The following is a 21,100-nucleotide window of genomic DNA, read 5'->3' as shown; positions in this document are numbered from 1 at the left end:
GCTACCCGGGGGACGCACCTCGCCCGCCCCCGACGCGCCCCGGGATTTCCCCTCACCGCCCCGGCAGCACCAACCCCAGTGCCCCCTCCCGGACCGTCCATGTGCGCCTCCGTACCGGCCCCGCCACGCCCGCATCGGCCCGGTAGCGGAAGTCGGTGCCGGAGACCGTCACCGTGCGGCCGCGGGCCTCCAGCGGGGCGGCTTCCGCGCCGACCGACAGGGGGCGTACGACCACCTCCGCGGACCCCGAGGCCCCCGGTGTCACCGACACCGCCTCCACCGGCTGGTCCAGGTCGACCAGTGTCACGCCGTCCACCTCGACCCGCAGCCGGGCCGGGCCGGGCGGGGGAGGGGTGGAGACGGGGCGGGGCGGGCGCGGCGGGACGAGGGTGCGGACGAGGGACTGCAGCCAGGGGCGGCCGGTCCCCGAGACCTCCTCCTGGGGAGCGAGCTGCTGCAACGGCGGAATCCGCAACGCCCCCAGTACCACCCCGTCGCTGTCGTCCACCAGCATGTCCAGCCGCCGCTCGGAGCCGTCGAGGACGGCCCGCGCCGCCGCGACGGCCCCCGTGGGGATCCCCAGGGCGTGCGCCACGCCCAGCACGGTCCCCACCGGCACCACCGACAGCACACATCCGGCCAGCTCCCGCTGCCGGTGCAGCAGGGAGACCGTCCGCATCAGCGCACGGTCGTCACCGACCACCACCGGCCGCCGCGAACCCCGCCGCGCCAGCACCCGGGCGAATTCCTCCGGGCTCTCCGGAAGACAGACCTTCGTACTCGCCGCACCCGCGCTGAGCACGTCTTTCGCGATCCGTACGGACTCCCCGTCCGTCCTCCGGGCGACCGGATCGATGATCACCAGCAGCTGGTCCGGCGTCGCGAAAGTCGCCACCTCGGTCCTGCCTCGCTTCCTCGGGTAGCATCTTTGTGCAAGAGCCCCTTGCGCTATTGCGCCAGGGGCTTCGTCTATTCCGGGGCATCCGGGTCCGACGGTGTGCGACCGACGACGGTCGCGTGGCGGCCAATGACGGTCGCGGTACTGCGGCCAACGACGGTCGCGGTGCACGCGGTGGTGGAAAGCGCCTCCGCGTACGCCCCTGACCTTGGACATGCCCCACCCGGAAGGGGTGTACGCGCGTGCCCGCACTTGTGCTGCTCGGTGCTCAGTGGGGTGACGAAGGCAAGGGAAAGGCCACCGACCTGCTCGGTGGTTCGGTGGACTACGTAGTGCGCTACCAGGGCGGCAACAACGCCGGCCACACGGTCGTCGTGGGTGACCAGAAGTACGCACTCCACCTCCTCCCTTCCGGAATCCTGTCCCCCGGCTGTACGCCGGTCATCGGTAACGGTGTCGTTGTCGACCCGTCGGTCCTGCTCTCCGAGCTGAGCGGTCTGAACGAGCGCGGCGTCGACACGTCGAAGCTGCTCATCAGCGGCAACGCGCACATCATCACGCCCTACAACGTCACTGTCGACAAGGTGACGGAACGCTTCCTCGGAAAGCGCAAGATCGGCACCACCGGCCGCGGCATCGGTCCGACATATGCGGACAAGATCAACCGCGTGGGCATCCGCGTCCAGGACCTCTACGACGAGTCGATCCTCACGCAGAAGGTCGAGGCGGCGCTCGACGCCAAGAACCAGCTCCTCACCAAGCTGTACAACCGCCGCGCGATCGCCGTGGATCAGGTCGTCGAGGAACTGCTCGGTTACGCGGAGAAGCTCGCTCCGTACGTCACCGACACGGTCCTGGTCCTGAACCAGGCCCTGGAGGAGAACAAGGTCGTCCTGTTCGAGGGCGGCCAGGGCACGCTCCTCGACATCGACCACGGCACGTACCCCTTCGTCACCTCCTCCAACCCGACCGCGGGCGGCGCCTGCACCGGCGCCGGCGTGGGCCCGACGAAGATCAGCCGGGTCATCGGCATCCTGAAGGCCTACACGACCCGCGTCGGCTCGGGCCCGTTCCCGACCGAGCTCTTCGACGAGGACGGCGACGCCCTGCGCCGCATCGGTGGCGAGCGGGGCGTGACGACCGGCCGCGACCGCCGCTGCGGCTGGTTCGACGCGGTGATCGCCCGCTACGCGACGAGGGTCAACGGCCTGACGGACTTCTTCCTCACCAAGCTCGACGTCCTGACCGGCTGGGAGCAGATCCCGGTCTGCGTGGCGTACGAGATCGACGGCAAGCGCGTCGAGGAGCTCCCGTACTCGCAGAGTGACTTCCACCACGCGAAGCCGATCTACGAGACCCTCCCGGGCTGGTCCGAGGACATCACCAAGGCCAAGTCGTTCTCCGACCTCCCGAAGAACGCCCAGAACTACGTCAAGGCCCTGGAGGAGATGTCCGGCGCCCCGATCTCCGCGATCGGCGTGGGGCCGGGCCGCGACGAGACGATCGAGATCAACTCGTTCCTGTAAGTCGTCCCGTCTCACGGTGACTTGGGCCGGTCTTGGACATCCTTGACCGGCCCATGGGCTGTTCGCGGTTACGCCCGTAACTGGCGGAAGGCAAGCATCTACGCGGGTAGTTGTCTCTCCCTCCTCACCAGTTCCAGGAGCCTCGCATGCCCGTCAACCCCATGAACCGCCGTGAGTTCGTGCAGAAGTCGGCCGTGACCGGAGCGGCGGTGGCCGTCGCCGGAGCTGTCGGTTCCGGTACCGCCGAGGCCGCCGAGCACAAGCACCCGAAGCCGCCGAAGACCCCCCGCACCTGGACCTTCTCCATCCTCGGCACCACCGACCTGCACAGCCACGTCTTCGACTGGGACTACTACAAGGACGCGGCCTACTCCGACGCCAAGGGCAACTCCGTCGGCGTCGCCCGCGTCGCCACGCTCATCAAGCAGCAGCGCGCGGCCAAAGGCGAGGACCACGTCCTCCTCGTCGACGCCGGCGACATCATCCAGGGCACGTCACTGGCGTACTACTTCGCACGCGTCGACCCGATCACCGACGGTGCCAGGCACCCCATGGCCGTCGCCATGAACCACATGCGCTACGACGCCGCCGCCCTCGGCAACCACGAGTTCAACTACGGCATCGAGGTGCTGCGGAAGTTCGAGAAGCAGTGCCGTTTCCCGCTGCTCGGCGCGAACGCGCTGGACGCCAAGACCCTGCGGCCGGCGTTCCCGCCGTACACCGTGAAGAAGATCCGCGTTCCCGGCGCCCCGGACATCAAGGTCGGCATCCTCGGCCTCACCAACCCCGGCATCGCGATCTGGGACAAGGACAACGTCAGCGGGAAGATGGTCTTCCCCGGGCTGGTCGAGCAGGCGAAGAAGTACGTGCCCAGACTGCGGGCGCTCGGCTGTGACGTCGTCTTCCTGACCGACCACTCCGGCCTCGACGGCTCCTCGTCGTACGGCGACGAACTCCCCTACGTCGAGAACGCCTCCAACCTCGTCGCCGAGCAGGTCCCCGGCATCGACGCGATCCTCGTCGGCCACACGCACGTGGAAGTGCCCTCGTACACCGTGAAGAACGCGGAGACCGGCGAGGACGTCCTGCTCTCCGAGCCGTACTGCTGGGGTTACCGCCTCAGCGTCTTCGACTTCGAGGTGGAGCTGGAGCACGGCCGCTGGAAGGTCGTCGGCAAGACCGCCCAGACCCTCAACCCCAACACGGTCGACGAGGACCCCGAGACAAGGAAGCTCCTCCAGGCCGATCACGACCTGGTCGTGAAGTACGTCAACACGGCCGTCGGCACCTGCACGGCGGACCTCTCGGCGGCGGAGTCCTGCTGGAAGGACGTTCCGATCATGGACTTCATCCACGAGGTCCAGACACAGACGGTCAAGGCGGGCCTGTCGGCCTCCGACGCGGCACTGCCGCTGATCTCGGTCGCCGCGCCCTTCAGCCGCACGGCGGACATCCCGGCGGGCGACGTCACCATCAAGGACATCGCCGGCCTCTACATCTACGACAACACCCTCTACGGCAAGAAGCTCACCGGCGCCCAGCTCAAGGACTACCTGGAGTACGCGGCGAAGTACTACCACCAGGTCCCGGCCGGCACGGCGGTCGACACCGCCACCCTCACCAACGCCAACAGCTTCTGGGACTACATGTACGACACGGCGGCGGGCGTCGACTACGACATCGACATCGCGCAGCCGGAGGGATCGAGGATCAAGAACCTCACCCACGACGGCACCGCCGTCGCCGACGACCAGGTCTTCGTCGTCGCCGTCAACAACTACCGCGCCAACGGCGGCTCGGGCTATCCGCACATCGCCTCCGCCGGCATCGCCTACAGCTCGACCAACGAGATCCGCCAGCTGATGATCGACTACGTGACGGCCAAGGGGACGCTGGACCCGGCGGACTTCGCCGCCACGAACTGGCGGCTCACCCAGGACGGCACCCCCGTGTTCTAGCCGGCGCTCAGACGGCGGGTCGGGGTCAGTCCCCGGTACGCGGCACCGAGCAGGGCCGCCTGGACCACCGCTCCGATCGGGATGCCGATCAGACCGAGCTGGCTGGGCACCGCGATGAACAGCAGCGACGTCGGGGCGGTGGCGAAGAACAGCCACACCCCGGCGAAGCTGGTGTCCCCGTTCGACAGGACCAGCGTGTCCACCGCGACCCAGACGCCGAGGGCGGCGACCAGGGCCAGGTAGCCGAGGGCGGCGGGGGTGCGCAGAGCCGAGACGAGAGAGCGCCAGACGCTCATGGTGTGCCTCCTGGAGACCGGGTTCCTCTGTGTGATCTCCACGATGCCGTTCACCGGTCAACGACCGCCTGAGTAGAGCTACTTATCTCCGGGTGTTCGTGTACCCACGCGTTGTCCCATTGTTGTCGACAGATTGTCGATCATCGCTGCAACCGATCAGCCAACTCCTCCGTTTTATAGAGCATCCCCTCGTGCCGATGGGATCAAGTGTCGACACTGCACCACGGAGGAACCTCGCATGGCGAACACGAAACGGCGGCACCGCCGGCGGACGGGCATGCTCGGGCTGGTCCTGTCCCTGGGGTTCGCGACCGGCTGCGCGAACCTCGGCGGGAGCCCCGAGCCCGTGGACGCGAAGGCCACGGGGGCCAAGGAGTCCCTCTCCGCCGCGTCCTCCTCCGTCACCGCCGCCTCGGCCGCCGGCGTCGAGTACGTCGCGATGGGCAGTTCGTTCGCCGCCGGTCCGAGCATTCCGCCGGTGAAGGAAGGCAGCGTGGCCGCGGCGTGCAGCCGGTCGAACAACAACTACGCCAGCATCGTGGCCCGTGACACGGGGGCGAAGCTGACGGACGTCACCTGCAGCGGCGCCACGACGGCGAACATCCTCACCGCGAGCCAGGGCGGGCAGTCGGCGCAGATCAACGCGGTGAAGAGCACGACCCGGCTGGTCACGATCACCATCGGTGGCAACGACGTCAACTACCTGGGCAGTGTCGTCTCGTACTCCTGCCAGAACAGCGGCGAGGCCAACTGCGGGAGCGTGAGCACGTCCGCGATCGACTCGGCCCTCGGCGCGGTGAGCGGGCGGATCCAGAACGTCGTGAAGGCCGTGCACAAGATCTCCCCGCAGGCGCGGGTGTTCCTCGTCAACTACATGTCCGTCCTGCCCGACGGCGCCGCCTGCACCGGTGTGCCGCTCACCGCGAGCCAGCTGGCGTACGAGCGCACCGTCGCCTCCCGCCTGGCCGACGCGACCGCCGCAGCGGCGACCGTCACCGGGGCGACCCTGGTCAACGTCGCCGCCGCGAGCAAGGGCCACGACGCGTGCGCGTCCACGCCGTGGGTGGAGAAGTACAAGCCCGCATCCGGGCGGGCCACGTACCACCCCAACGAGGCCGGCATGAAGGCCGTCGCGTCCCTGGTGAAGTACATGATGGGCACCAGCGGCCCGCTGCCCGTCGGCTGGACCCGGTGCGCGAGCGAGGGCGGCACCTGCACCTTCAGCGGCACCCGCGCGGTGGCCTTCGGCTCCGGCACGTACGCGTACAAGACCGCGACCGGCAGCACCCCCTGCACCAGCGCCTCCTTCGGCGGCGACCCGGCGGCCGACATCATCAAGACCTGCTACGTCGCCATCGCGGGCGGCCCCTACGGGTACACCAAGTGCGCGGCCGAGGGCGGCACCTGCAAGGTCCCCGGCTACAACCGTGACGTCGTCTTCGGCACCAACGGCAACTTCAAGCACCTGGTCACCAGCGGCAGCGTCGCCTGCACCAGCGCCAAGTTCGGCGGCGACCCGGCGGCGAACGTCGTCAAGTCCTGCTACATCGCGCCGAGCGGCGCCCCGGCCGGCTGGACCAAGTGCGCGGCCGAGGGCGGCACCTGCGCGGCCGTCGCCGGCCAGCCCGTGATGTACGGCGCGTACGGCGCCTTCAACACCGCGGTCGCCACCGGCAACACCGCCTGCACGAGCGCCTCCTTCGGCGGCGACCCGATCAGCAACCAGACCAAGACCTGCTACACCGCCCCCGCCACCCCGGCCGGCTACAAGGCGACCGCCTGCGCCACCCAGGGCGGCACGTGCGCCTTCACCGGCAAGCGGACGGTCGCCTACGGCGCGAAGGGCCGGTACGTCTACAAGACCCTCTCCGGCGGCACCACCTGCAAGGCGGCGTCGTTCGGCGTCGACCCGCTCTACGGCGTCGTGAAGAGCTGCTACCTCACCTACTGAGCGCGGTACTCGTCCACGAAGGCGGCCCAGGACTCGGCGGAGACGCGGAGGACTGGGCCGCCGAGGGTTTGGAGTCACGGATGTGGGTGAGGGCGGGGGCGGTGTCAAAGCGCACAGCGGCCGCCGCTCGCCCCCTCGGCTCCCTCGGCCGGACGCACCCAGGGCGCACCCTCGGTGCCGCCGAGGCGCTGCGGCTCGCGCCGCTCGTCGAGGCGTGGTGGGACGCGGGGGCGAACACCGCGCAGGTGCGGGCCGCGTTGACCGACGGCCTGCCCTCCCCGATCCACTCCACGCGGGCCCTCGTCGAGGACCGCCTCCGCCGCAAGCGCCCGGCTCCACCGACGTCGACTCCCGCGACGACCGTCGAGATCGCGCTCCGCGAGCCCCCGGAGGCGACGGTATACCGGCGGTATACTTGCGTCATGGCTGACACCACCGTCAAGGTCGACCCCGCTGTCCGTGACCGCCTCATGGTGCTCGCCCGCGAGCGTGGGATGACCATGCGCGACCTGATCGCGGAGCTTGCCGAGGCCACGCCCACGCAGGAGGAGCTGCGCAAGCGGTACGAGGAGACCAAGGCGTACTGCGAGACGCACTTCGGCGTGACGCTCACGGACGAGGACCACGACCGGGCCGAGAAGGTCTGGCAGGACCTGGAGGCCGGTCGGCCGGTGGACAGCCTGTGAGCGGGGCGAGGGCCGGGTCGACCGGTGTCGTCTTCGACGAGTCGGCCCTGCTGGCGCTCGGCTCGGGGAACTCGCTGGCCTCGCAGTTCGTGGCGAACACCGAGCACGGGCCCACCCGGCACGTCTACGTTCCCGCGCTCTGTCTGGCTGCCGCCGACGGCATGCGTAAGGGGCTCGCGGAACACGTCGGCGCGCTACGCGCCGTCGAGATCGTCGAGTTGGACTTCGCCGGCGCCTCCACCGTGGGTGCGCTGCTGCGAGACGGCGTCGAGTGGCGGCTGGGTCACGCGATCCATCTGTCCCGCCCCACGGTCGACTGGCCTGACGGACGGCATGTCGTGACCGTCGACCCCGAGGCCTACGCGGACATGCCCCTCGTGCGGACGATCCGGCTGCCGCACCAGAGGTGAACCGAGGGGCGTCCTCGACCGGGGGCGCCCCCTTCGCCCGGGCATATCATGAAATCGCCACCTGCGCGCGTCCACCCAAGACCCAGAAGAAGGTGACCGTGATGCGCATGATGCTGAAGGCGTCCATGGACACGGAGAAGGCCAACGAACTCATACGGAACGGGACTCTCGGGAAGCTGATCGAGGAGTCCATGGCGCAGCTCAAGCCCGAAGCGGCGTACTTCACCGCCGAGGGCGGCCGACGCACCGTGTTCGTGTTCTTCGACATGGCGGACCCCTCCGACATGCCGGTGATCAGCGAGCCCTTCTTCCTCGAACTGTGTGCCGACGTCAGCTACACACCCGTGATGAACAGGGAGGACGTCCAGAAGGGGCTGTCCCGGCTCGGCCGCTGACCCTCGGGCGTCAGCTGAACACGATCATCGACCCCTGCGCCAGACTCCGTGTCGCCGCCGCGTGCAGTCCCAGCCACACATGCCGCTCTCGGGCGAAGGGGCTGGGATCGTACGGCGCGGGGACGGCCGGCTCCTCCAACTCCGTGGGAGCCGTGGGGGCCCGGGGCGGAGCCGGTGGGTTCGCCGGATCGATGCCGATCGACGGGGCGACGAACTCCAGCTCCCGGAGCAGGGACTGCGAGGAGCCCAAGGGGCCGCCCCCTGCCAGGAGATCGTCGTTCGACAAGGGATGCGGGAAGTCGACCGGGACGTACGCACCCGCGTGGTCGTAGTGCCAGACCAGGTGCGACTGCTGGGCGGTGGACTCGAACATCTCCAGGAGTTGCTCGTAGTCGCCGCCCAGTTCGTCGACCGGGGTCACCGGCAGCCCGCACACCTGCAGGAGATAGGCGCGGCGCAGGAAATGCAGCGCGTCGTAGTCGAAACCGGCCACCGGGGCGACCTCGCCGGACAGGCCCGGCATGTACTGGTACACCGGCACCGGCGGCAGCCCCGCCTCCGCCAGCACCTTGTTGTACTGCGCGAGTTCCTCGGCGAACGGGTTGTCGGGGGTGTGGCACAACACGTCGACGAGCGGTACCAGCCACAGGTCACAGGCCAAAGAGGGCTCCTCCAGTCGTTACTCGTGCAGGTCCCATACCCACACACCGTCCACCCGCCTACCGGGTCGGCCCACCAGTTTGTCCACAGTCTCACGCAGCACGTCGGCATGGGGCTGCGGGGCCAGAACCAGGGCGCCCGCCCGCCAGTACGCCAGGTCCTCGGCGGTCGCCTCGCGCGCGGCCGTGTCGATCACCGGCGCCACGCCCGTGTAGCGGGTGTCCCGCAGCAGGCTCGCCGTGAAGCGCAGCGGGACGCCGTAGACGCCGGTGCGGTCGCCGTCGCCGTACGGCCCGTTGAAGTAGCCGCCGGGCATCCGGAAGCCCAGGCCGGCGGCCGTCTGCCAGTGCAGCGCCTCGGCGGCGTCGGGCTCGGCGAGCGGCACGGGGACGAGCGTCTCGCCGTCGCGGACGTACGACTTCCAGGTCCCGTCCGTGAAGAAGGCGGGCGTCTCGGCGCGCGGCTCGGACTTCAGCGGTGCGGGGACCAGGGGCAGCAGGGCGAGGGACACGGCGGCCAGACCCGTGTATCTCACGGTGCGGCGTGGGGCCGCCGCCAGGTTTGCGAGCGCGAGCGCCAGCAGCATGCCCAGCGCCGGGGCGCAGACCATCGCCACCCGGCTCTCGATCACGGACTCGAAGAGGGGGAGTCCGTCGAGGAGGGCCCAGGGGCCGGGGACGGCACCGATGCGGGGGCCCATGGAGAGCAGGGCCGCCGCGATCGCCGTCGCCGCCGGCGCCCGTACCACCGGTCGCCGCCGCCACAGCAGCGCGGTGATCGCGAGGGCCAGCAGGGCCAGGGGCCAGCCGTAGAAGGCGTTCTGCTCGGTGGGGTTGAGGGAGAGCGCCTTCGCCGAGTCCGCGTCGCCCGCGATCAGTGAGCGCTCGGCGAACGTCAGCAGCGCGCGGAGCGAGTTGGCGGTGCCGGGGGCCGTGCCGTGGTCGATGCCGTCGTAGCTCTGCGGGCCGGAGAACTGCCAGGCCAGCGGGTAGACGACGAGCGGGAGACAGACGGCGGCGGCGATCGCCAGACCGCGCAGCAGGGGGCGTACGGCCGCCCGCGCCACGTCGGGGCGTACGGCCGCGTAGGCGGCGGCGAACAGCAGCATGCCCAGGGCGGCCAGGAGGAGGGGTTCCTCGCCGAGGAAGAACTGGTAGGCGGCCATGAGGCCCAGGACCACCGCGTCCCGGCCGACCCGCGTGCCCGCGCACAGCCGCAGGGCCCGGTCGATGATCAGCGGGATCATGAAGAGGACCACGAAGTTCGGGTGCGCGTTGGCGTGGCTGACGAACGGCGGCGCGAAGGCGGCCAGCGCGGCCCCCGCGAAAGCCGCGCCCCGGTGGGGGACCAGGCGTTTCACGATCAGCCGGTACCAGGCGGCGGCGGTCGCGGCCAGGCCCAGCGTCATCACCAGGCTGAGCGTGACCGCCGGGCCGAACAGCAGTGTCAGCGGGGTCAGGGGGACGGAGAGGCCCAGCATGGCCGTGTTGGCCATCAGGTTCACCCCGTCGGGGAAGCCCTGGAGGTCGCTGAAGAGGGGATTGCGCAGGTGGGAGATGTTGTCGGCGGTGACCGCGAAGAACCACTCCCACTGGTTCTGGTCCTGGAGGGAGTCGGTGAGGTAGCGGTGCGCCGGGTCGAGGAAGCGGCCGGAGTACAGGGCGACGGACAGGACGAGGAAGAGGAGGGCGGCGAGGAGGTCCGCGCGGCGCAGACGGGCCAGGTCGCGCAGGAAACGGGCGTAGTCCAGGGGGCGGACCTTCGAGCCGGGCCGGTGCGACCAGTGCACCGGCACCTCGGCCACCGGCCAGCCGGAGTGGCGGAAGTGGCGCAGCACCTCCACGTCGATGGCCCAGCCGTCCAGACGGGAGGCGGCGAAGGCGGCCCGGGCCTTGTCGCCGTCGAAGAGCTTGAAACCGCACTGGGTGTCGCGGATGCCACGGACGGCGGTGGCGCGTATGAGGAGGTTGCCGGCCTTGCCGAGGAGTTCGCGGGCGCGGTGCTGGCGGTCGCCCAGGGTCGCGCCGGGGACGGCCCGGGAGCCGACGGCCGCCGCGTGTCCCTCGGCCAGGGCCTTCTCCAGGTGCGCCAACTCCTCGACGGGGGTGGCGAGATCGGCGTCCGTGACGAGGATCAGCCGGCCCCGGGTGGCGGCGACGCCGGTGCGCAGGGCGTGGCCCTTGCCCCGGCCCCCGGCGGGGGCGAGCCGGACGCGCGGGTCGTGGCGGGCGGTCACGAGGGCGCCGGTGGCGTCCGTGGAGCCGTCGTCGGCGACGACGATCTCCCAGCCGGCCCCGGTCTGTTCGAGATGGCTCACCAGGGTGTCGAGGGTGGGACCCAGCCGCAACTCCTCGTCGCGTGCCGGGACGACCACGGACAGCTCGACGGTCTCCCGGTCGGTAGCCGTCGCCGTCATTCCGCCGCCAGCCGCTCGATCAGCGCGATGGAGTGGGCGTTGTACGCGGCGAGCATCGAGCGGGCCGTGGCGGTGTCGCGGCGGTACAGGGCGTCCACCAGATCGCTGTGGCCGGACCACAGATGGCCGCGCAGATCGGTCAGCCGGCGCAGGTGCTGCACGGTGCACACCCAGGTCTGCACGCGGAGCCGGTGCAGGAAGTCGGCGAGGTAGGGGTTGCCGAAGAAGTCGCTGAGCTCACGCCAGAAGCGCAGGTCGTAGCCGATGAGGACGGTGAGGTCACCGGCGGCCGCGGCCCGCTGGGCCTCCTCGCCGCGCCGTCGCACCCCGTTGATGGCGGCGGCGACCCGCTCCGGGGAGCCCGAGTCACGGACGGACTCCCGGCCCTCCTCCAGACGCAGGAACATGCCCTCGATGATCAGCGAACGCGCCTCGATCATGCCCCGGTAGTCCTCCACGGAGTACTCGTGGACCCGGAAGCCCCGGTGCTGGTCCGCCTCGAGCAGCCCCTGCGCCGACAGATCCACGAGCGCCTCGCGGACCGGGGTCGCGGAGACCCCGTACTGCTCGGCGATCTCCTTGACCGTGAACTCCTGCCCGGGCTGCAGCCGCCCCGCCAGCACCTCGTCGCGGAGCGCGTCGGCGATCTGCTGCCGAAGGGTGCTGCGCGTGACGGCGCCGTTGCCGCTGCTGCGGGGCATGTTCGGGGCGTCTCCCTCGGGGCGTACGGACGGAAGAAGGCGTGCTCGTCGTTATGTACGAGCACGCCACCTTACGCGTTCGAGGATTTCAAGGCCCTACACGCGTAGCGTGCGCGTCCTGTCCCGCCCCTGTGCCTACTTTGTGTACTCGTCGGCCACCGAAAGTGCCGTGTCAAGGGCCGCGAGACCCTCCTTCAGCTCGGACTCCGTGGCGTTGAGCGGGGGCACGAAATGGGTGCGGTTCATGTTCACGAACGGCCAGACACCGGCCTTCTTCGCGGCCGCGCCGAAGGCGGTCATCGCCGCGTTGGCCTCGCCGGCCGCGTTGTAGGGGACGAGCGGTTCGCGGGTCTCGCGGTTCTTCACCAGCTCGACGGCCCAGAACATGCCGACGCCGCGCACCTCGCCGACGCTGGGGTGCCGCTCGGCCAGCTCCCGCAGCCCGGGGCCCACGACACTCGTGCCCAGGTCCCGCGCGTTCTCGACGATGCCCTCCTCCGCCATGACGTTGATCGTCGCGACGGCGGCGGCACAGGCCAGCGGGTGCCCGGAGTACGTCAGACCGCCGGGGTAGGGCCGCTTGGCGAAGGTCTCCGCGATCGCGCCGGACAGGGCGACCCCGCCGAGCGGCACATAGCCGCTGTTCACGCCCTTGGCGAAGGTCATCAGGTCCGGTACGACACCGAAGAGGTCGGCCGCGAACCACTCACCGGTGCGCCCGAACCCGGCCATCACCTCGTCCAGGACGAAGACGATCCCGTACTTGTCGCAGATCTCGCGGACCCCGGCGAGGTAGCCCGGCGGCGGGACCATGATCCCGGCCGTGCCGGGGACGGTCTCCAGGATGATCGCGGCGATCGTCCCGGGCCCCTCGAAGGCGATCGTCGTCTCCAGGTGCTCCAGGGCCCGCGCGCACTCCTGCTCCTCCGTCTCGGCGTAGAAGCGGGAGCGGTACAGGAAGGGCGCCCAGAAGTGCACGACCCCGGCGGAGGCGCCGTCGGAGGCCCAGCGGCGGGGGTCGCCGGTGATGTTGATCGCCTGCTGGGTGCCACCGTGGTAGGAGCGGTAGGCGGAGAGGACCTTCGCCCGGCCGGTGTGCAGCCGCGCCATGCGCACGGCGTGCTCGACCGCGTCCGCGCCGCCGTTGGTGAAGAAGATCTTGTCCAGGTCGCCGGGGGTGCGCTCGGCGATCAGCCGGGCCGCCTCCGAACGGGCCTCGATCGCGAAGGCGGGCGCGAAGGTGGTCAGCCGTGCGGCCTGCTCCTGGATCGCGGCGACGACCTTCGGGTGCTGGTAGCCGATGTTGGCGTAGACGAGCCCGCTGGTGAGGTCGAGGTACCGCTTGCCGTCGTAGTCCCAGAAGTACGACCCCTCCGCGCCGGCCACGGCGAGCGGGTCGATGAGGTCCTGCGCTGACCAGGAGTGGAAGACGTGCGCACGGTCCGCGGCCTTCACGGCGGCGCCGGCCTGGGGGTCGGTCTGAGGGGTCATGCGGGGAGCGTAGGAGTCGGTGACACCGGGGGGATATCGGCGACCTGTGCCGTGGATGGGGGGATTCCGCGACAGGTTGTCGGGAGTCGGGAAGCTGGAATCCATGGTTGACAGCGTGCTGTCGAAATGACAGCCTGTTGTCATCTGTTGTCGTCAGTGATCCTCGGCCCGAGGAGGAGCCATGAGCCGCAAGCCCGTGCATCTCGCCGTGTACGACACGTTCGCCGACTGGGAGACGGGGTTCGCCACGGCGTACCTCGCGCGCGGCGGGTACGAGGTGCGGACGGTCGGAGCGTCCGCCGCCGAGCCCGTGACCAGCATCGGCGGGCTGCGGGTCGTCCCCGACCTGGCGCTGGACGCCGTACGCCCCGAGGACAGCAGCCTGCTGATCCTCCCGGGCGCCGATCTCTGGGACACGTCGGACGACCTCGCGCCCTTCGCCCGCAAGGCCCGCGCGTTCCTGGCCGCCGGCACGCCCGTCGCCGCGATCTGCGGCGCCACCGCCGGACTCGCCCGCGAGGGTCTGCTCGACGACCGGGACCACACCAGCGCGGTCTCCTTCTACCTGGCCGCGACGGGGTACGGCGGCGGGGAGCGGTACGTCGAGGCGGACGCGGTGACCGACGGCGGTCTGATCACCGCCGGACCGACCGAGCCCGTCGCCTTCGCCCGGGAGGCCCTCCGGCTCCTCGGGGTGTACGAGGGAGAGGTGCTGGACGCCTGGTACCGGCTGTTCCACGACTCCGACGCGGAGGCGTACGCGGTGCTGGAGAAGGCGACGGCCGCCCGGTGAGCCACGAGCGTCAGGAGCTGCTCAGCCGCGGCGCGCTCGGTGTCTTCCGGCTGAACGCCCAGTTCCTCGCCGTCGCCGAGGAGCTGTCCCGGCCCGCCGGGATCTCCGCCGCCTGGTGGCAGGTGCTGGGCGCGGTGCTGGGCGAGCCGCTGCCGGTGTCGGGCATCGCCCGGGCGATGGGCATCACGCGGCAGAGCGTGCAGCGCATCGCCGATCTGCTCGTCGGCAAGGGCCTGGCCGAGTACCGGCCCAACCCGGCCCACCGCCGGGCCAAGCTGCTCGCCCCCACCCCGGAGGGGCTCGCGGCGATCGCCCGCATCGGCCCCGGGCACGCGGCCTTCGCCGACCGGCTGGCGGCGGCCTACGGGGAGGCGGAGCTCGCCGAGGCCGTCCAGCTGCTGGAACGGCTGTCCAAGGTGCTGGAGGACCTGGAGCCGCCGGCCCCGGCCGGGCCCCCCGTTACGGAACCGTAGACATCGCGCCACGCGCCTCCACGAACGGCCGGTTTATTCTCGGCTCGATCACACATGTGGGCGAAAGGCGGCGCTGCCATGGAGAAACTGGGGCCGGAGGACCCGCAGCGCATCGGCGGCTACCGGCTGCTCGCGCGGCTGGGTGCCGGCGGCATGGGACAGGTCTACCTCGCCCGCTCGGACCGGGGGCGGACCGTCGCCGTGAAGCTGGTCAGGCCGGAGCTGGCCGCGCGCGAGGAGTTCCGGGCCCGGTTCCGGCAGGAGGTGCGCAACGCGCAGCGGGTCGGCGGGTTCTGGACCGCGCCCGTCCTCGACGCCGACACCGAGGCCGCCGTGCCCTGGGTGGCCACCGGCTATGTCGCCGGGCCGAGCCTCCAGCAGGTGGTGGGCCACGACCACGGTCCGCTGCCCGAGCGTTCGGTGCGCATCCTCGCCGCCGGGCTCGCGCACGCCCTCACCAACATCCACGCCGCCGGGATCGTCCACCGCGACCTCAAACCGTCCAACGTGATGGTCACCATCGAGGGCCCCCGCGTGATCGACTTCGGGGTGGCGCGAGCGCTGGAGTCGCTGCCCGACAGCGACCTCACCCGGACCGGCGCGGTGATCGGCTCGCCCGGTTTCATGGCGCCCGAGCAGGTGCGCGGTGAGCAGATCACCCCCGCCAGCGATGTCTTCTGCCTCGGCTCCGTCCTCGCCTACGCGGCCACCGGCGCCCTTCCCTTCGGCGGCACCGAGGGCGGGGTGCACGCCCTGATGTTCCGCATCGCCGAGGAGGAACCCGACCTGGCGGGCGTGCCCGAGGGCATCGCCGACCTGGTCCGTGCCTGCCTGCGCAAGGACCCCGCCGCCCGGCCGTCGCTGGCCTGGATCCTGGAGCGGACCGGCGCCGGGGCGACCCTCACCGAGGGCCACTCCCGGGAGCCGTGGCTGCCGGGCACGCTGGTGGCCCAGCTGGGGCGGCACGCGGTACGGCTGCTGGAGACGGAGGACCCGGAGGGCGCCCCGGAGCACAGCGGCCGGCAGGGCGACGGCGACGGACCGCCGGGGGCCCTGCCGCCGACGCGGGCCGCGGGCCGCGGGGGCGTCCCCGCGCAGCAGCCGCCCGCACCCGCCGCCGTACCGCACTCGGCGTACGGCCACACCCAGCAGCACCCGCAGGCCGCCTACGGGTATCCGCAGCAGCAGCCACTGGGCGCGCCGGCGCCCCACAACCCGTACGCGGGCGACGCCGGGGGCACCGCGGCGTACGGCACCTCGCCGTACGGCGGTCATCCGCCGACCCCGCCGACCCCGCCGTACGGCCCTCACGACCCCTCCCACAACGCCTACGACTCCCACAACGCCTACGACTCCTACGGCGACGAGCCGGAGCCGAGTCGTCGCAGTGGTCGTACGACCGTGCTGCTCGCGGTGATCGCGCTGGTCGTCGCGCTCGCGGCCGGCGGCTCGGTGTACGCGTTCATGAACGGCGACGGCTCCTCGGACGCGAAGGCGGGCCCGACGCCCAGCCGGACGGCCGGCACCCAGGCCGCCGACCCCACGGAGTCCGGGGAGTCGTCCTCCTCGTCCCCCTCGCCCTCCGCCTCCGCGACCGACGGCGCGATCCCCGCCGCCTACCTCGGCACCTGGACGACCACCATCGACAACGAGACCGGCGAGAACACCCGCCGGCTCACCATCAAGCAGGGCGAGGTCGGTGACGCGGTGCTCTCCCTCGTCGCCGACGGGGACGCGTACCACTGCGAGTTCACCGCCGAGCTGGCCGGCCGCCCCGACGACGACGGTCCGTTGGAGATCGGCCCGTCCACCGTCACCTCCGGCCGGCCCCGTTCCTCCTGCACCCCGGGCGCCGCCACCGAGGTGACCCTCCTGTCCGACGGCAGGCTGCAACGGGTCAACGCCGACACCGGGGAGAAACTGACGTACAGCCGCCGGTGAACGTCCGGCGAACGTCCGCCGACCGGACCGGAATCCGCCTTCGGACAGCCGTACGGTGAACTCACGACCGGCTGTCGGGAGTTGCGGGGGCACCCACGGTGGACTGGCTGAACGCGGAGAACGTCGTCGCCATCGGGACGGCCGTGGTCGGCATCGTCGCGTCCGGGGTGATGGTCTGGTACGAGCGCAGGGTGCCGCGCCGCAAGCGCATCGGCTACCGCGTCCAGATGGACAACCCGATCGGCGACGACGCCAGATCCGGCCGCGCCAACCGCCGCCTCGGCCTCTTCGACGAGGCCCCCGGCATGATCGACGCCACGCTCGTCCTGCTCCGCATCGAGAACGACGGCTCGCAGGGCATCGCCCGCGACGACTACACCGGCCCCGAACGCCACGGCCTCACCGCCGTGTTCACCGGCCGCACCATCCGCGGCGTCTCGGTCACCCAGCCGACCGACACCGACCACCTCATGGACCACTTCACCGCGGACCGGGGTTTCGGCTACGACGGCAACACCCTGCGCATCCCCCGCGTCCCGCTCAACCGCGGCGACCACTTCAAGCTGCTCGTACTGCTCTCCGGCGGTGACGTCGGCCACGGCATCCGGCTGTACGGCGGACTGCGCGACGGCGAGGTGCACCCCAACCGCAGCGCGACCCCGGACGACACGCCACCCCTCTTCAGCCGCGCCGCCCGGCTGATCTCCATCCTGCTCACCCTCTGCGTGGTGACCCTCGCGACGATCGTCGTCGTCCGCGACGACACCCCGCCCCCGATCGGCTGCGAGCGCGGCACGCTCACCGTGACCGGGTCGACGGCGTTCGCCCCCGTGGCCCGCGAGGTGGCCCGCGCCTATCAGGAGGACTGCGAGGGCGCGCACATCACGGTCGACGCGCACGGCTCCACGGCCGGCATCCGCGAACTGACGGCGGCGGGCGCGGCGGCCGAGAAGGGCTCACCACCGGTCGTCGCCCTCTCCGACGGCCCGAAGCCGACCGGCCTGGCCGAGCTGCGCGAGAACCGGGTGGCGGTGTCCGTCTTCGCGCTGGTCGTCCAGGACGACGTACGCCTGCGCAACCTCACCACGGCGGACGTACGGCGCCTGTACCGGGGCGAGATCACCAACTGGCGGCAGCTCGACGGCCCCGACCTACCGGTGATCCTGGTCAGCCGGGACGCCAACTCCGGGACCCGGCAGGTGTTCCAGCGGCGGGTGCTGGGCCGGGGCGAGATCGCGAACTCCTCCGTCGACTGTGTCCACAAGGACGATCCGACGGCCCCGGTCGTGCGCTGCGAACTCGACTCCACCCAGCAGGTGCTGAGCACGGTGGCCACGACGCCGGGCGCCATCGGCTACAGCGAGCTCAACCTCGCCGACCGCGCGAAGGGGCTGCACCCCCTGGACCTCGACGGCGACCCGCCCTCCGTCGACGCCATCGAACACGGCACCAGCGACTACCCGTACCGCGAGATCGAGTACGCCTACACCTACGGCCGCCCCCCAGCCGACTCCCTCGCCTCCAGCTTCCTCACCTACCTCACCCGAGGAAACGGCCAGGACGTCATCCGCACCCACGGCCACCTACCGTGCTGGTCCCCTGAAGGCCTACGGCTGTGTGCGGGATCTTCCTAGCTGCGGGCAGCAGTTCGGCCGGGCCGGCGCCCACCCTGCAGCGGCCGCCCTACCTACGTAGCTGCGGGCAGTCGTGCCGCTGGGGCGGCACGGGTGGGCGATGGGGGTCCCCCCGCTCGAGCGAAGCCGAGAGTGGGGGAGGCACCCCGCACGCGCGGGCAAGCGGACCCACCCCAGGCCCACCGCACCCGCCGCCACCTCACCGCGGCTCAGGCGGCCGCTGCCGCGGCATGTTCGGCCGCGAGTTCGCCCCCGGCGGCAACGGAAACCGCCCGACCCCCGCACCCCCGTCCTGCCGCCCGCCGGAGGCCACCGCCCCCTGAATCCCCAACGGCGCCGACCCGGTACGGAACTCCACCATCCAGTCCGCGGTCTCCGTCCGCACCAGCTCCATCACATCCTCCGAGAACCGCCGCAGCACCCCCAGACACCGCTCCGCAGCCTCACTCGCCGTCCCCTCCGCAGGCCCCAACACCTCCCGCACACTCTCCGACGCCCAGTCGAACTGCAGCACCTGCAGCCGCCGCTGCACGGCCTGCGCCGTCGCCACATCCCTTATCCACCCGGACGTCACCCCGAAGAACCGGTCCACCACCACACACGCCACCGCGAGCAGCAGCGCCAGATAACCCCAGGGCGCCACACCCCCCGTCACCCCGGTGACATCCAGCAGCGGAAGCCCGGCCCCGGCCACCGCCCCCGTCGCCGCCCCACCCCGCAGCACCCGCGCACCCCGCCGCTTCCACACCCGGTCCGCGAGATACCAGGCCGCCGTCTGCAGCGCCCCCCGCTCCACCCACCGGTACAGCTCGTCCAGCCGCTCCGCCGGCTCGCCCCAGTCGCCGAGCGGAAACGTCCGCCCGGTCAGGTCGCCCGGCCGCAGCCCGGCCGCGCCCTCGCCCCGCCCGTCCTGAGGCGGACCCTCGGGCTGCATCTCCGGCTGACCCACGGCACTCCCTTAATGACTCAGTGACTCCGCGTAACGACTGATGCTGATGTGCCGGACCCTTCCTACCTCCCAATGGGTGGCGAAGGGGACGCTTTGGTCGCTTTTCCGCCCGGAAGTGGGCCTTGATCAGGTATACGCCGCTGAGCAAACTCACTCGAAAGAGTGGCGGGGCGATGCACTCATGGAGCACGTAGGCTCAGTGGCAGACGGAAAAGGCAGACAGGAGTTGATCGTGATTCCCGGTGGTGGCCAGCCCAACATGCAGCAGCTGCTCCAGCAGGCCCAGAAGATGCAGCAGGACCTGGCCCGTGCCCAGGAGGAACTGGCGAACACGGAGGTCGACGGGCAGGCGGGCGGCGGCCTGGTGAGGGCCACGGTAACCGGCGCCGGTGAGCTGCGCGCGCTGGCGATCGACCCCAAGGCGGTGGACCCCGAGGACACCGAGACCCTCGCCGACCTGATCGTCGCGGCCGTCCAGGCGGCCAACCAGAACGCGCAGACGCTCCAGCAGCAGAAGCTCGGCCCGCTGGCCCAGGGCCTGGGCGGCGGCAGCGGCATTCCCGGCCTGCCTTTCTAAGACGGGCCCCGGCCAACTACCGTACGTACTGCAAGGAACCCCAGGAAGGACGGCAGTCCGTTGTACGAAGGCGTGGTCCAGGACCTCATCGACGAGCTGGGGCGGCTGCCCGGCGTCGGTCCCAAGAGCGCGCAGCGGATCGCCTTCCACATCCTCCAGGCGGAACCGACGGACGTACGGCGTCTCGCGCAGGCCCTCATGGAGGTCAAGGCGAAGGTCCGCTTCTGCGCGACCTGCGGAAACGTGGCGCAGGAAGAGCTGTGCGGCATCTGCCGCGACGCCCGCCGCGATCTGTCGGTCATCTGTGTCGTGGAGGAGCCGAAGGACGTGGTCGCGATCGAGCGGACCCGCGAGTTCCGCGGCCGCTACCACGTCCTGGGCGGAGCGATCAGCCCCATCGAGGGTGTCGGTCCCGACGACCTGCGCATCAGAGAGCTGCTGGCGCGCCTGGCGGACGGCACGGTCACGGAACTGATCCTCGCCACGGACCCCAACCTGGAGGGCGAGGCGACCGCGACGTACCTCGCCCGCATGATCAAGCCCATGGGCCTGAAGGTCACCCGCCTGGCCAGCGGCCTCCCGGTGGGTGGCGACCTGGAATACGCGGACGAGGTCACCCTCGGCCGCGCCTTCGAGGGGAGACGACTCCTAGATGTCTGACGCCACGCTGCACGCGACCGAGCAGAACCCGGACGACTTCGCGGTCCAGATCGCGGACCAGGTGGAGAGCTTCCTGGTGGCCGTCACGGAGGTGGCGAAGGGGGACGAGCCCGACTCCGCGGTCCCCTTCCTCCTCCTGGAGGTCTCCCAGCTCCTGCTGGCCGGCGGCCGCCTCGGGGCGCACGAGGACATCGTCCCCGACGAGCGCTACGAGCCCGACACGGGCCCCGACGCGGACGTCGACGAACTCCGCGAGAACCTCGCCCGTCTCCTGGAGCCGGTCGACGTCTACTCCGAGGTCTTCGACCCCTACGAGCCCCGCACGGCCCCCGTCCCGGCCCGGATCTCCGACGACCTCGCCGACGTCATCACCGACCTGCGCCACGGCATGGCCCACTACCGCGCCGGCCGCACCAGCGAAGCCCTGTGGTGGTGGCAGTTCTCCTACTTCTCCAACTGGGGCTCCACCGCCTCCGCCACCCTCCGAGCCCTCCACTCGGTCCTCGCCCACGTCCGCCTCAACCAGCCCCTCGAAGAACTCGACGGCCTGGACACCGACCAGGGCATGGGCGACGACACCCTGGAGTTCGAGGCGGGCAAGGTGATGGAGGAGGAAATCGCCGACCAACTGGGCCTGCGTTCGGCGAAGTAGACCGGTTCGGGAGGTCGAAGCGAGCCGACGCAC

20 protein-coding genes are annotated in these 21,100 nt (G+C 71.1%); 13 read left to right on the top strand and 7 right to left on the bottom strand.

All coding sequences use genetic code 11. The features are described 5' to 3' along the window. Positions 1-52: 52 nt before the first annotated feature. Positions 53-895, bottom strand: a complete 843-nt coding sequence (locus ACIRF9_RS24275; protein ID WP_403825872.1) for a diacylglycerol kinase family protein — start codon at positions 893-895, stop codon at positions 53-55. 245 nt (positions 896-1,140) lie between these two features. On the opposite strand from ACIRF9_RS24275, the gene ACIRF9_RS24270 reads away from it, so the two are divergent. Together ACIRF9_RS24270 and ACIRF9_RS24265 are read left to right on the top strand one after the other, a co-directional pair. Continuing rightward, positions 1,141-2,424, top strand: coding sequence for an adenylosuccinate synthase (locus tag ACIRF9_RS24270; RefSeq protein ID WP_403825869.1), 1,284 nt, complete (start codon positions 1,141-1,143; stop codon positions 2,422-2,424). 146 nt (positions 2,425-2,570) lie between these two features. Beyond that, on the top strand, positions 2,571-4,382 hold the full coding sequence (locus tag ACIRF9_RS24265) for a bifunctional metallophosphatase/5'-nucleotidase (protein WP_403825866.1): 1,812 nt from the start codon (positions 2,571-2,573) through the stop codon (positions 4,380-4,382). Here ACIRF9_RS24265 and ACIRF9_RS24260 read toward each other — a convergent pair. Beyond that, positions 4,379-4,678, bottom strand: a complete 300-nt coding sequence (locus tag ACIRF9_RS24260; protein ID WP_403825864.1) for an SCO4225 family membrane protein — start codon at positions 4,676-4,678, stop codon at positions 4,379-4,381. The genes ACIRF9_RS24265 and ACIRF9_RS24260 overlap by 4 nt on opposite strands. A 238-nt stretch (positions 4,679-4,916) precedes the next feature. On the opposite strand from ACIRF9_RS24260, the gene ACIRF9_RS24255 reads away from it, so the two are divergent. The 4 genes from ACIRF9_RS24255 to ACIRF9_RS24240 all read left to right on the top strand — a co-directional run bounded on the left by ACIRF9_RS24255 (position 4,917) and on the right by ACIRF9_RS24240 (position 8,120). Further along, positions 4,917-6,629, top strand: coding sequence for an SGNH/GDSL hydrolase family protein (locus ACIRF9_RS24255; protein ID WP_403825861.1), 1,713 nt, complete (start codon positions 4,917-4,919; stop codon positions 6,627-6,629). Between the two features lie 101 nt (positions 6,630-6,730). After that, on the top strand, positions 6,731-7,315 hold the full coding sequence (locus ACIRF9_RS24250) for a hypothetical protein (RefSeq protein ID WP_403825858.1): 585 nt from the start codon (positions 6,731-6,733) through the stop codon (positions 7,313-7,315). Further along, positions 7,312-7,725, top strand: a complete 414-nt coding sequence (locus ACIRF9_RS24245; RefSeq protein ID WP_403825855.1) for a hypothetical protein — start codon at positions 7,312-7,314, stop codon at positions 7,723-7,725. The genes ACIRF9_RS24250 and ACIRF9_RS24245 overlap by 4 nt, the downstream gene beginning before the upstream one ends. A 101-nt stretch (positions 7,726-7,826) precedes the next feature. Next, entirely contained in the window at positions 7,827-8,120 is a 294-nt protein-coding gene (locus tag ACIRF9_RS24240; RefSeq protein WP_403825852.1) for a hypothetical protein, read from the top strand. Positions 8,121-8,130: 10 nt separating this feature from the next. On the opposite strand, the gene ACIRF9_RS24235 is transcribed toward ACIRF9_RS24240, so the two are convergent. From ACIRF9_RS24235 to ACIRF9_RS24220, 4 genes are all read right to left on the bottom strand, one after another. Beyond that, complete coding sequence (locus ACIRF9_RS24235) at positions 8,131-8,781, bottom strand: hypothetical protein (protein ID WP_403825849.1); 651 nt, start codon at positions 8,779-8,781, stop codon at positions 8,131-8,133. An 18-nt stretch (positions 8,782-8,799) separates the two neighbouring features. After that, positions 8,800-11,196 carry a dolichyl-phosphate beta-glucosyltransferase gene (locus ACIRF9_RS24230; RefSeq protein ID WP_403825846.1) on the bottom strand — a complete coding sequence of 799 codons (2,397 nt, stop codon included), beginning with the start codon at positions 11,194-11,196 and terminating at the stop codon, positions 8,800-8,802. Next, positions 11,193-11,897 (bottom strand): GntR family transcriptional regulator, encoded by a 705-nt coding sequence (locus ACIRF9_RS24225; RefSeq protein ID WP_403825843.1) that lies wholly within the window; start codon positions 11,895-11,897, stop codon positions 11,193-11,195. The genes ACIRF9_RS24230 and ACIRF9_RS24225 overlap by 4 nt, the downstream gene beginning before the upstream one ends. Before the next feature lie 135 nt (positions 11,898-12,032). Further along, positions 12,033-13,388: an aspartate aminotransferase family protein gene (locus ACIRF9_RS24220; RefSeq protein ID WP_403825840.1), complete on the bottom strand. Its 1,356-nt coding sequence runs from the start codon at positions 13,386-13,388 to the stop codon at positions 12,033-12,035. Positions 13,389-13,569: 181 nt separating this feature from the next. On the opposite strand from ACIRF9_RS24220, the gene ACIRF9_RS24215 reads away from it, so the two are divergent. The 4 genes from ACIRF9_RS24215 to ACIRF9_RS24200 all read left to right on the top strand — a co-directional run bounded on the left by ACIRF9_RS24215 (position 13,570) and on the right by ACIRF9_RS24200 (position 18,229). Then, a complete protein-coding gene (locus tag ACIRF9_RS24215) occupies positions 13,570-14,181 on the top strand; it encodes a type 1 glutamine amidotransferase family protein (protein ID WP_403825837.1) in 612 nt (203 codons plus the stop codon). Next, positions 14,178-14,654, top strand: a complete 477-nt coding sequence (locus ACIRF9_RS24210; protein WP_403825834.1) for a MarR family winged helix-turn-helix transcriptional regulator — start codon at positions 14,178-14,180, stop codon at positions 14,652-14,654. The genes ACIRF9_RS24215 and ACIRF9_RS24210 overlap by 4 nt, the downstream gene beginning before the upstream one ends. Positions 14,655-14,732: 78 nt before the next feature. Then, the gene (locus tag ACIRF9_RS24205; RefSeq protein WP_403825831.1) at positions 14,733-16,595 is read left to right on the top strand and encodes a protein kinase; all 1,863 of its coding nucleotides are present in this window, start codon (positions 14,733-14,735) and stop codon (positions 16,593-16,595) included. A gap of 98 nt (positions 16,596-16,693) precedes the next feature. Continuing rightward, the gene (locus ACIRF9_RS24200; RefSeq protein ID WP_403825828.1) at positions 16,694-18,229 is read left to right on the top strand and encodes a substrate-binding domain-containing protein; all 1,536 of its coding nucleotides are present in this window, start codon (positions 16,694-16,696) and stop codon (positions 18,227-18,229) included. Between the two features lie 199 nt (positions 18,230-18,428). On the opposite strand, the gene ACIRF9_RS24195 is transcribed toward ACIRF9_RS24200, so the two are convergent. Continuing rightward, the gene (locus ACIRF9_RS24195; protein ID WP_403825825.1) at positions 18,429-19,178 is read right to left on the bottom strand and encodes an SLATT domain-containing protein; all 750 of its coding nucleotides are present in this window, start codon (positions 19,176-19,178) and stop codon (positions 18,429-18,431) included. Between the two features lie 232 nt (positions 19,179-19,410). Here ACIRF9_RS24195 and ACIRF9_RS24190 point away from each other — a divergent pair, with 232 nt between their 5' ends. The 3 genes from ACIRF9_RS24190 to ACIRF9_RS24180 are packed head-to-tail and all read left to right on the top strand — an operon-like array spanning position 19,411 to position 21,067. Next, positions 19,411-19,755: a YbaB/EbfC family nucleoid-associated protein gene (locus tag ACIRF9_RS24190; RefSeq protein WP_403826422.1), complete on the top strand. Its 345-nt coding sequence runs from the start codon at positions 19,411-19,413 to the stop codon at positions 19,753-19,755. 60 nt (positions 19,756-19,815) lie between these two features. Further along, positions 19,816-20,415, top strand: a complete 600-nt coding sequence (gene recR, locus ACIRF9_RS24185; protein WP_390659285.1) for a recombination mediator RecR — start codon at positions 19,816-19,818, stop codon at positions 20,413-20,415. Further along, a complete protein-coding gene (locus ACIRF9_RS24180; RefSeq protein ID WP_403825822.1) occupies positions 20,408-21,067 on the top strand; it encodes a DUF5063 domain-containing protein in 660 nt (219 codons plus the stop codon). The genes recR and ACIRF9_RS24180 overlap by 8 nt, the downstream gene beginning before the upstream one ends. Positions 21,068-21,100 lie beyond the last annotated feature (33 nt).

Source organism: Streptomyces sp. NPDC096132 (genome assembly GCF_044763345.1).
Classification (GTDB): domain Bacteria; phylum Actinomycetota; class Actinomycetes; order Streptomycetales; family Streptomycetaceae; genus Streptomyces.
This window is presented reverse-complemented; position numbering and strand designations above follow the sequence as displayed.

Bases quoted from the DNA above. Each gene is read 5' to 3' on its own strand.
- ACIRF9_RS24240 (WP_403825852.1), top strand. From the start codon at position 7,827: ATGCGCATGATGCTGAAGGCGTCCATGGACACGGAGAAGGCCAACGAA.
- ACIRF9_RS24265 (WP_403825866.1), top strand. From the start codon at position 2,571: ATGCCCGTCAACCCCATGAACCGCCGTGAGTTCGTGCAGAAGTCGGCC.
- ACIRF9_RS24230 (WP_403825846.1), bottom strand. From the start codon at position 11,196: ATGACGGCGACGGCTACCGACCGGGAGACCGTCGAGCTGTCCGTGGTC.
- ACIRF9_RS24205 (WP_403825831.1), top strand. From the start codon at position 14,733: ATGGAGAAACTGGGGCCGGAGGACCCGCAGCGCATCGGCGGCTACCGG.
- ACIRF9_RS24180 (WP_403825822.1), top strand. From the start codon at position 20,408: ATGTCTGACGCCACGCTGCACGCGACCGAGCAGAACCCGGACGACTTC.
- ACIRF9_RS24225 (WP_403825843.1), bottom strand. From the start codon at position 11,897: ATGCCCCGCAGCAGCGGCAACGGCGCCGTCACGCGCAGCACCCTTCGG.
- ACIRF9_RS24220 (WP_403825840.1), bottom strand. From the start codon at position 13,388: ATGACCCCTCAGACCGACCCCCAGGCCGGCGCCGCCGTGAAGGCCGCG.
- ACIRF9_RS24260 (WP_403825864.1), bottom strand. From the start codon at position 4,678: ATGAGCGTCTGGCGCTCTCTCGTCTCGGCTCTGCGCACCCCCGCCGCC.
- ACIRF9_RS24215 (WP_403825837.1), top strand. From the start codon at position 13,570: ATGAGCCGCAAGCCCGTGCATCTCGCCGTGTACGACACGTTCGCCGAC.
- ACIRF9_RS24255 (WP_403825861.1), top strand. From the start codon at position 4,917: ATGGCGAACACGAAACGGCGGCACCGCCGGCGGACGGGCATGCTCGGG.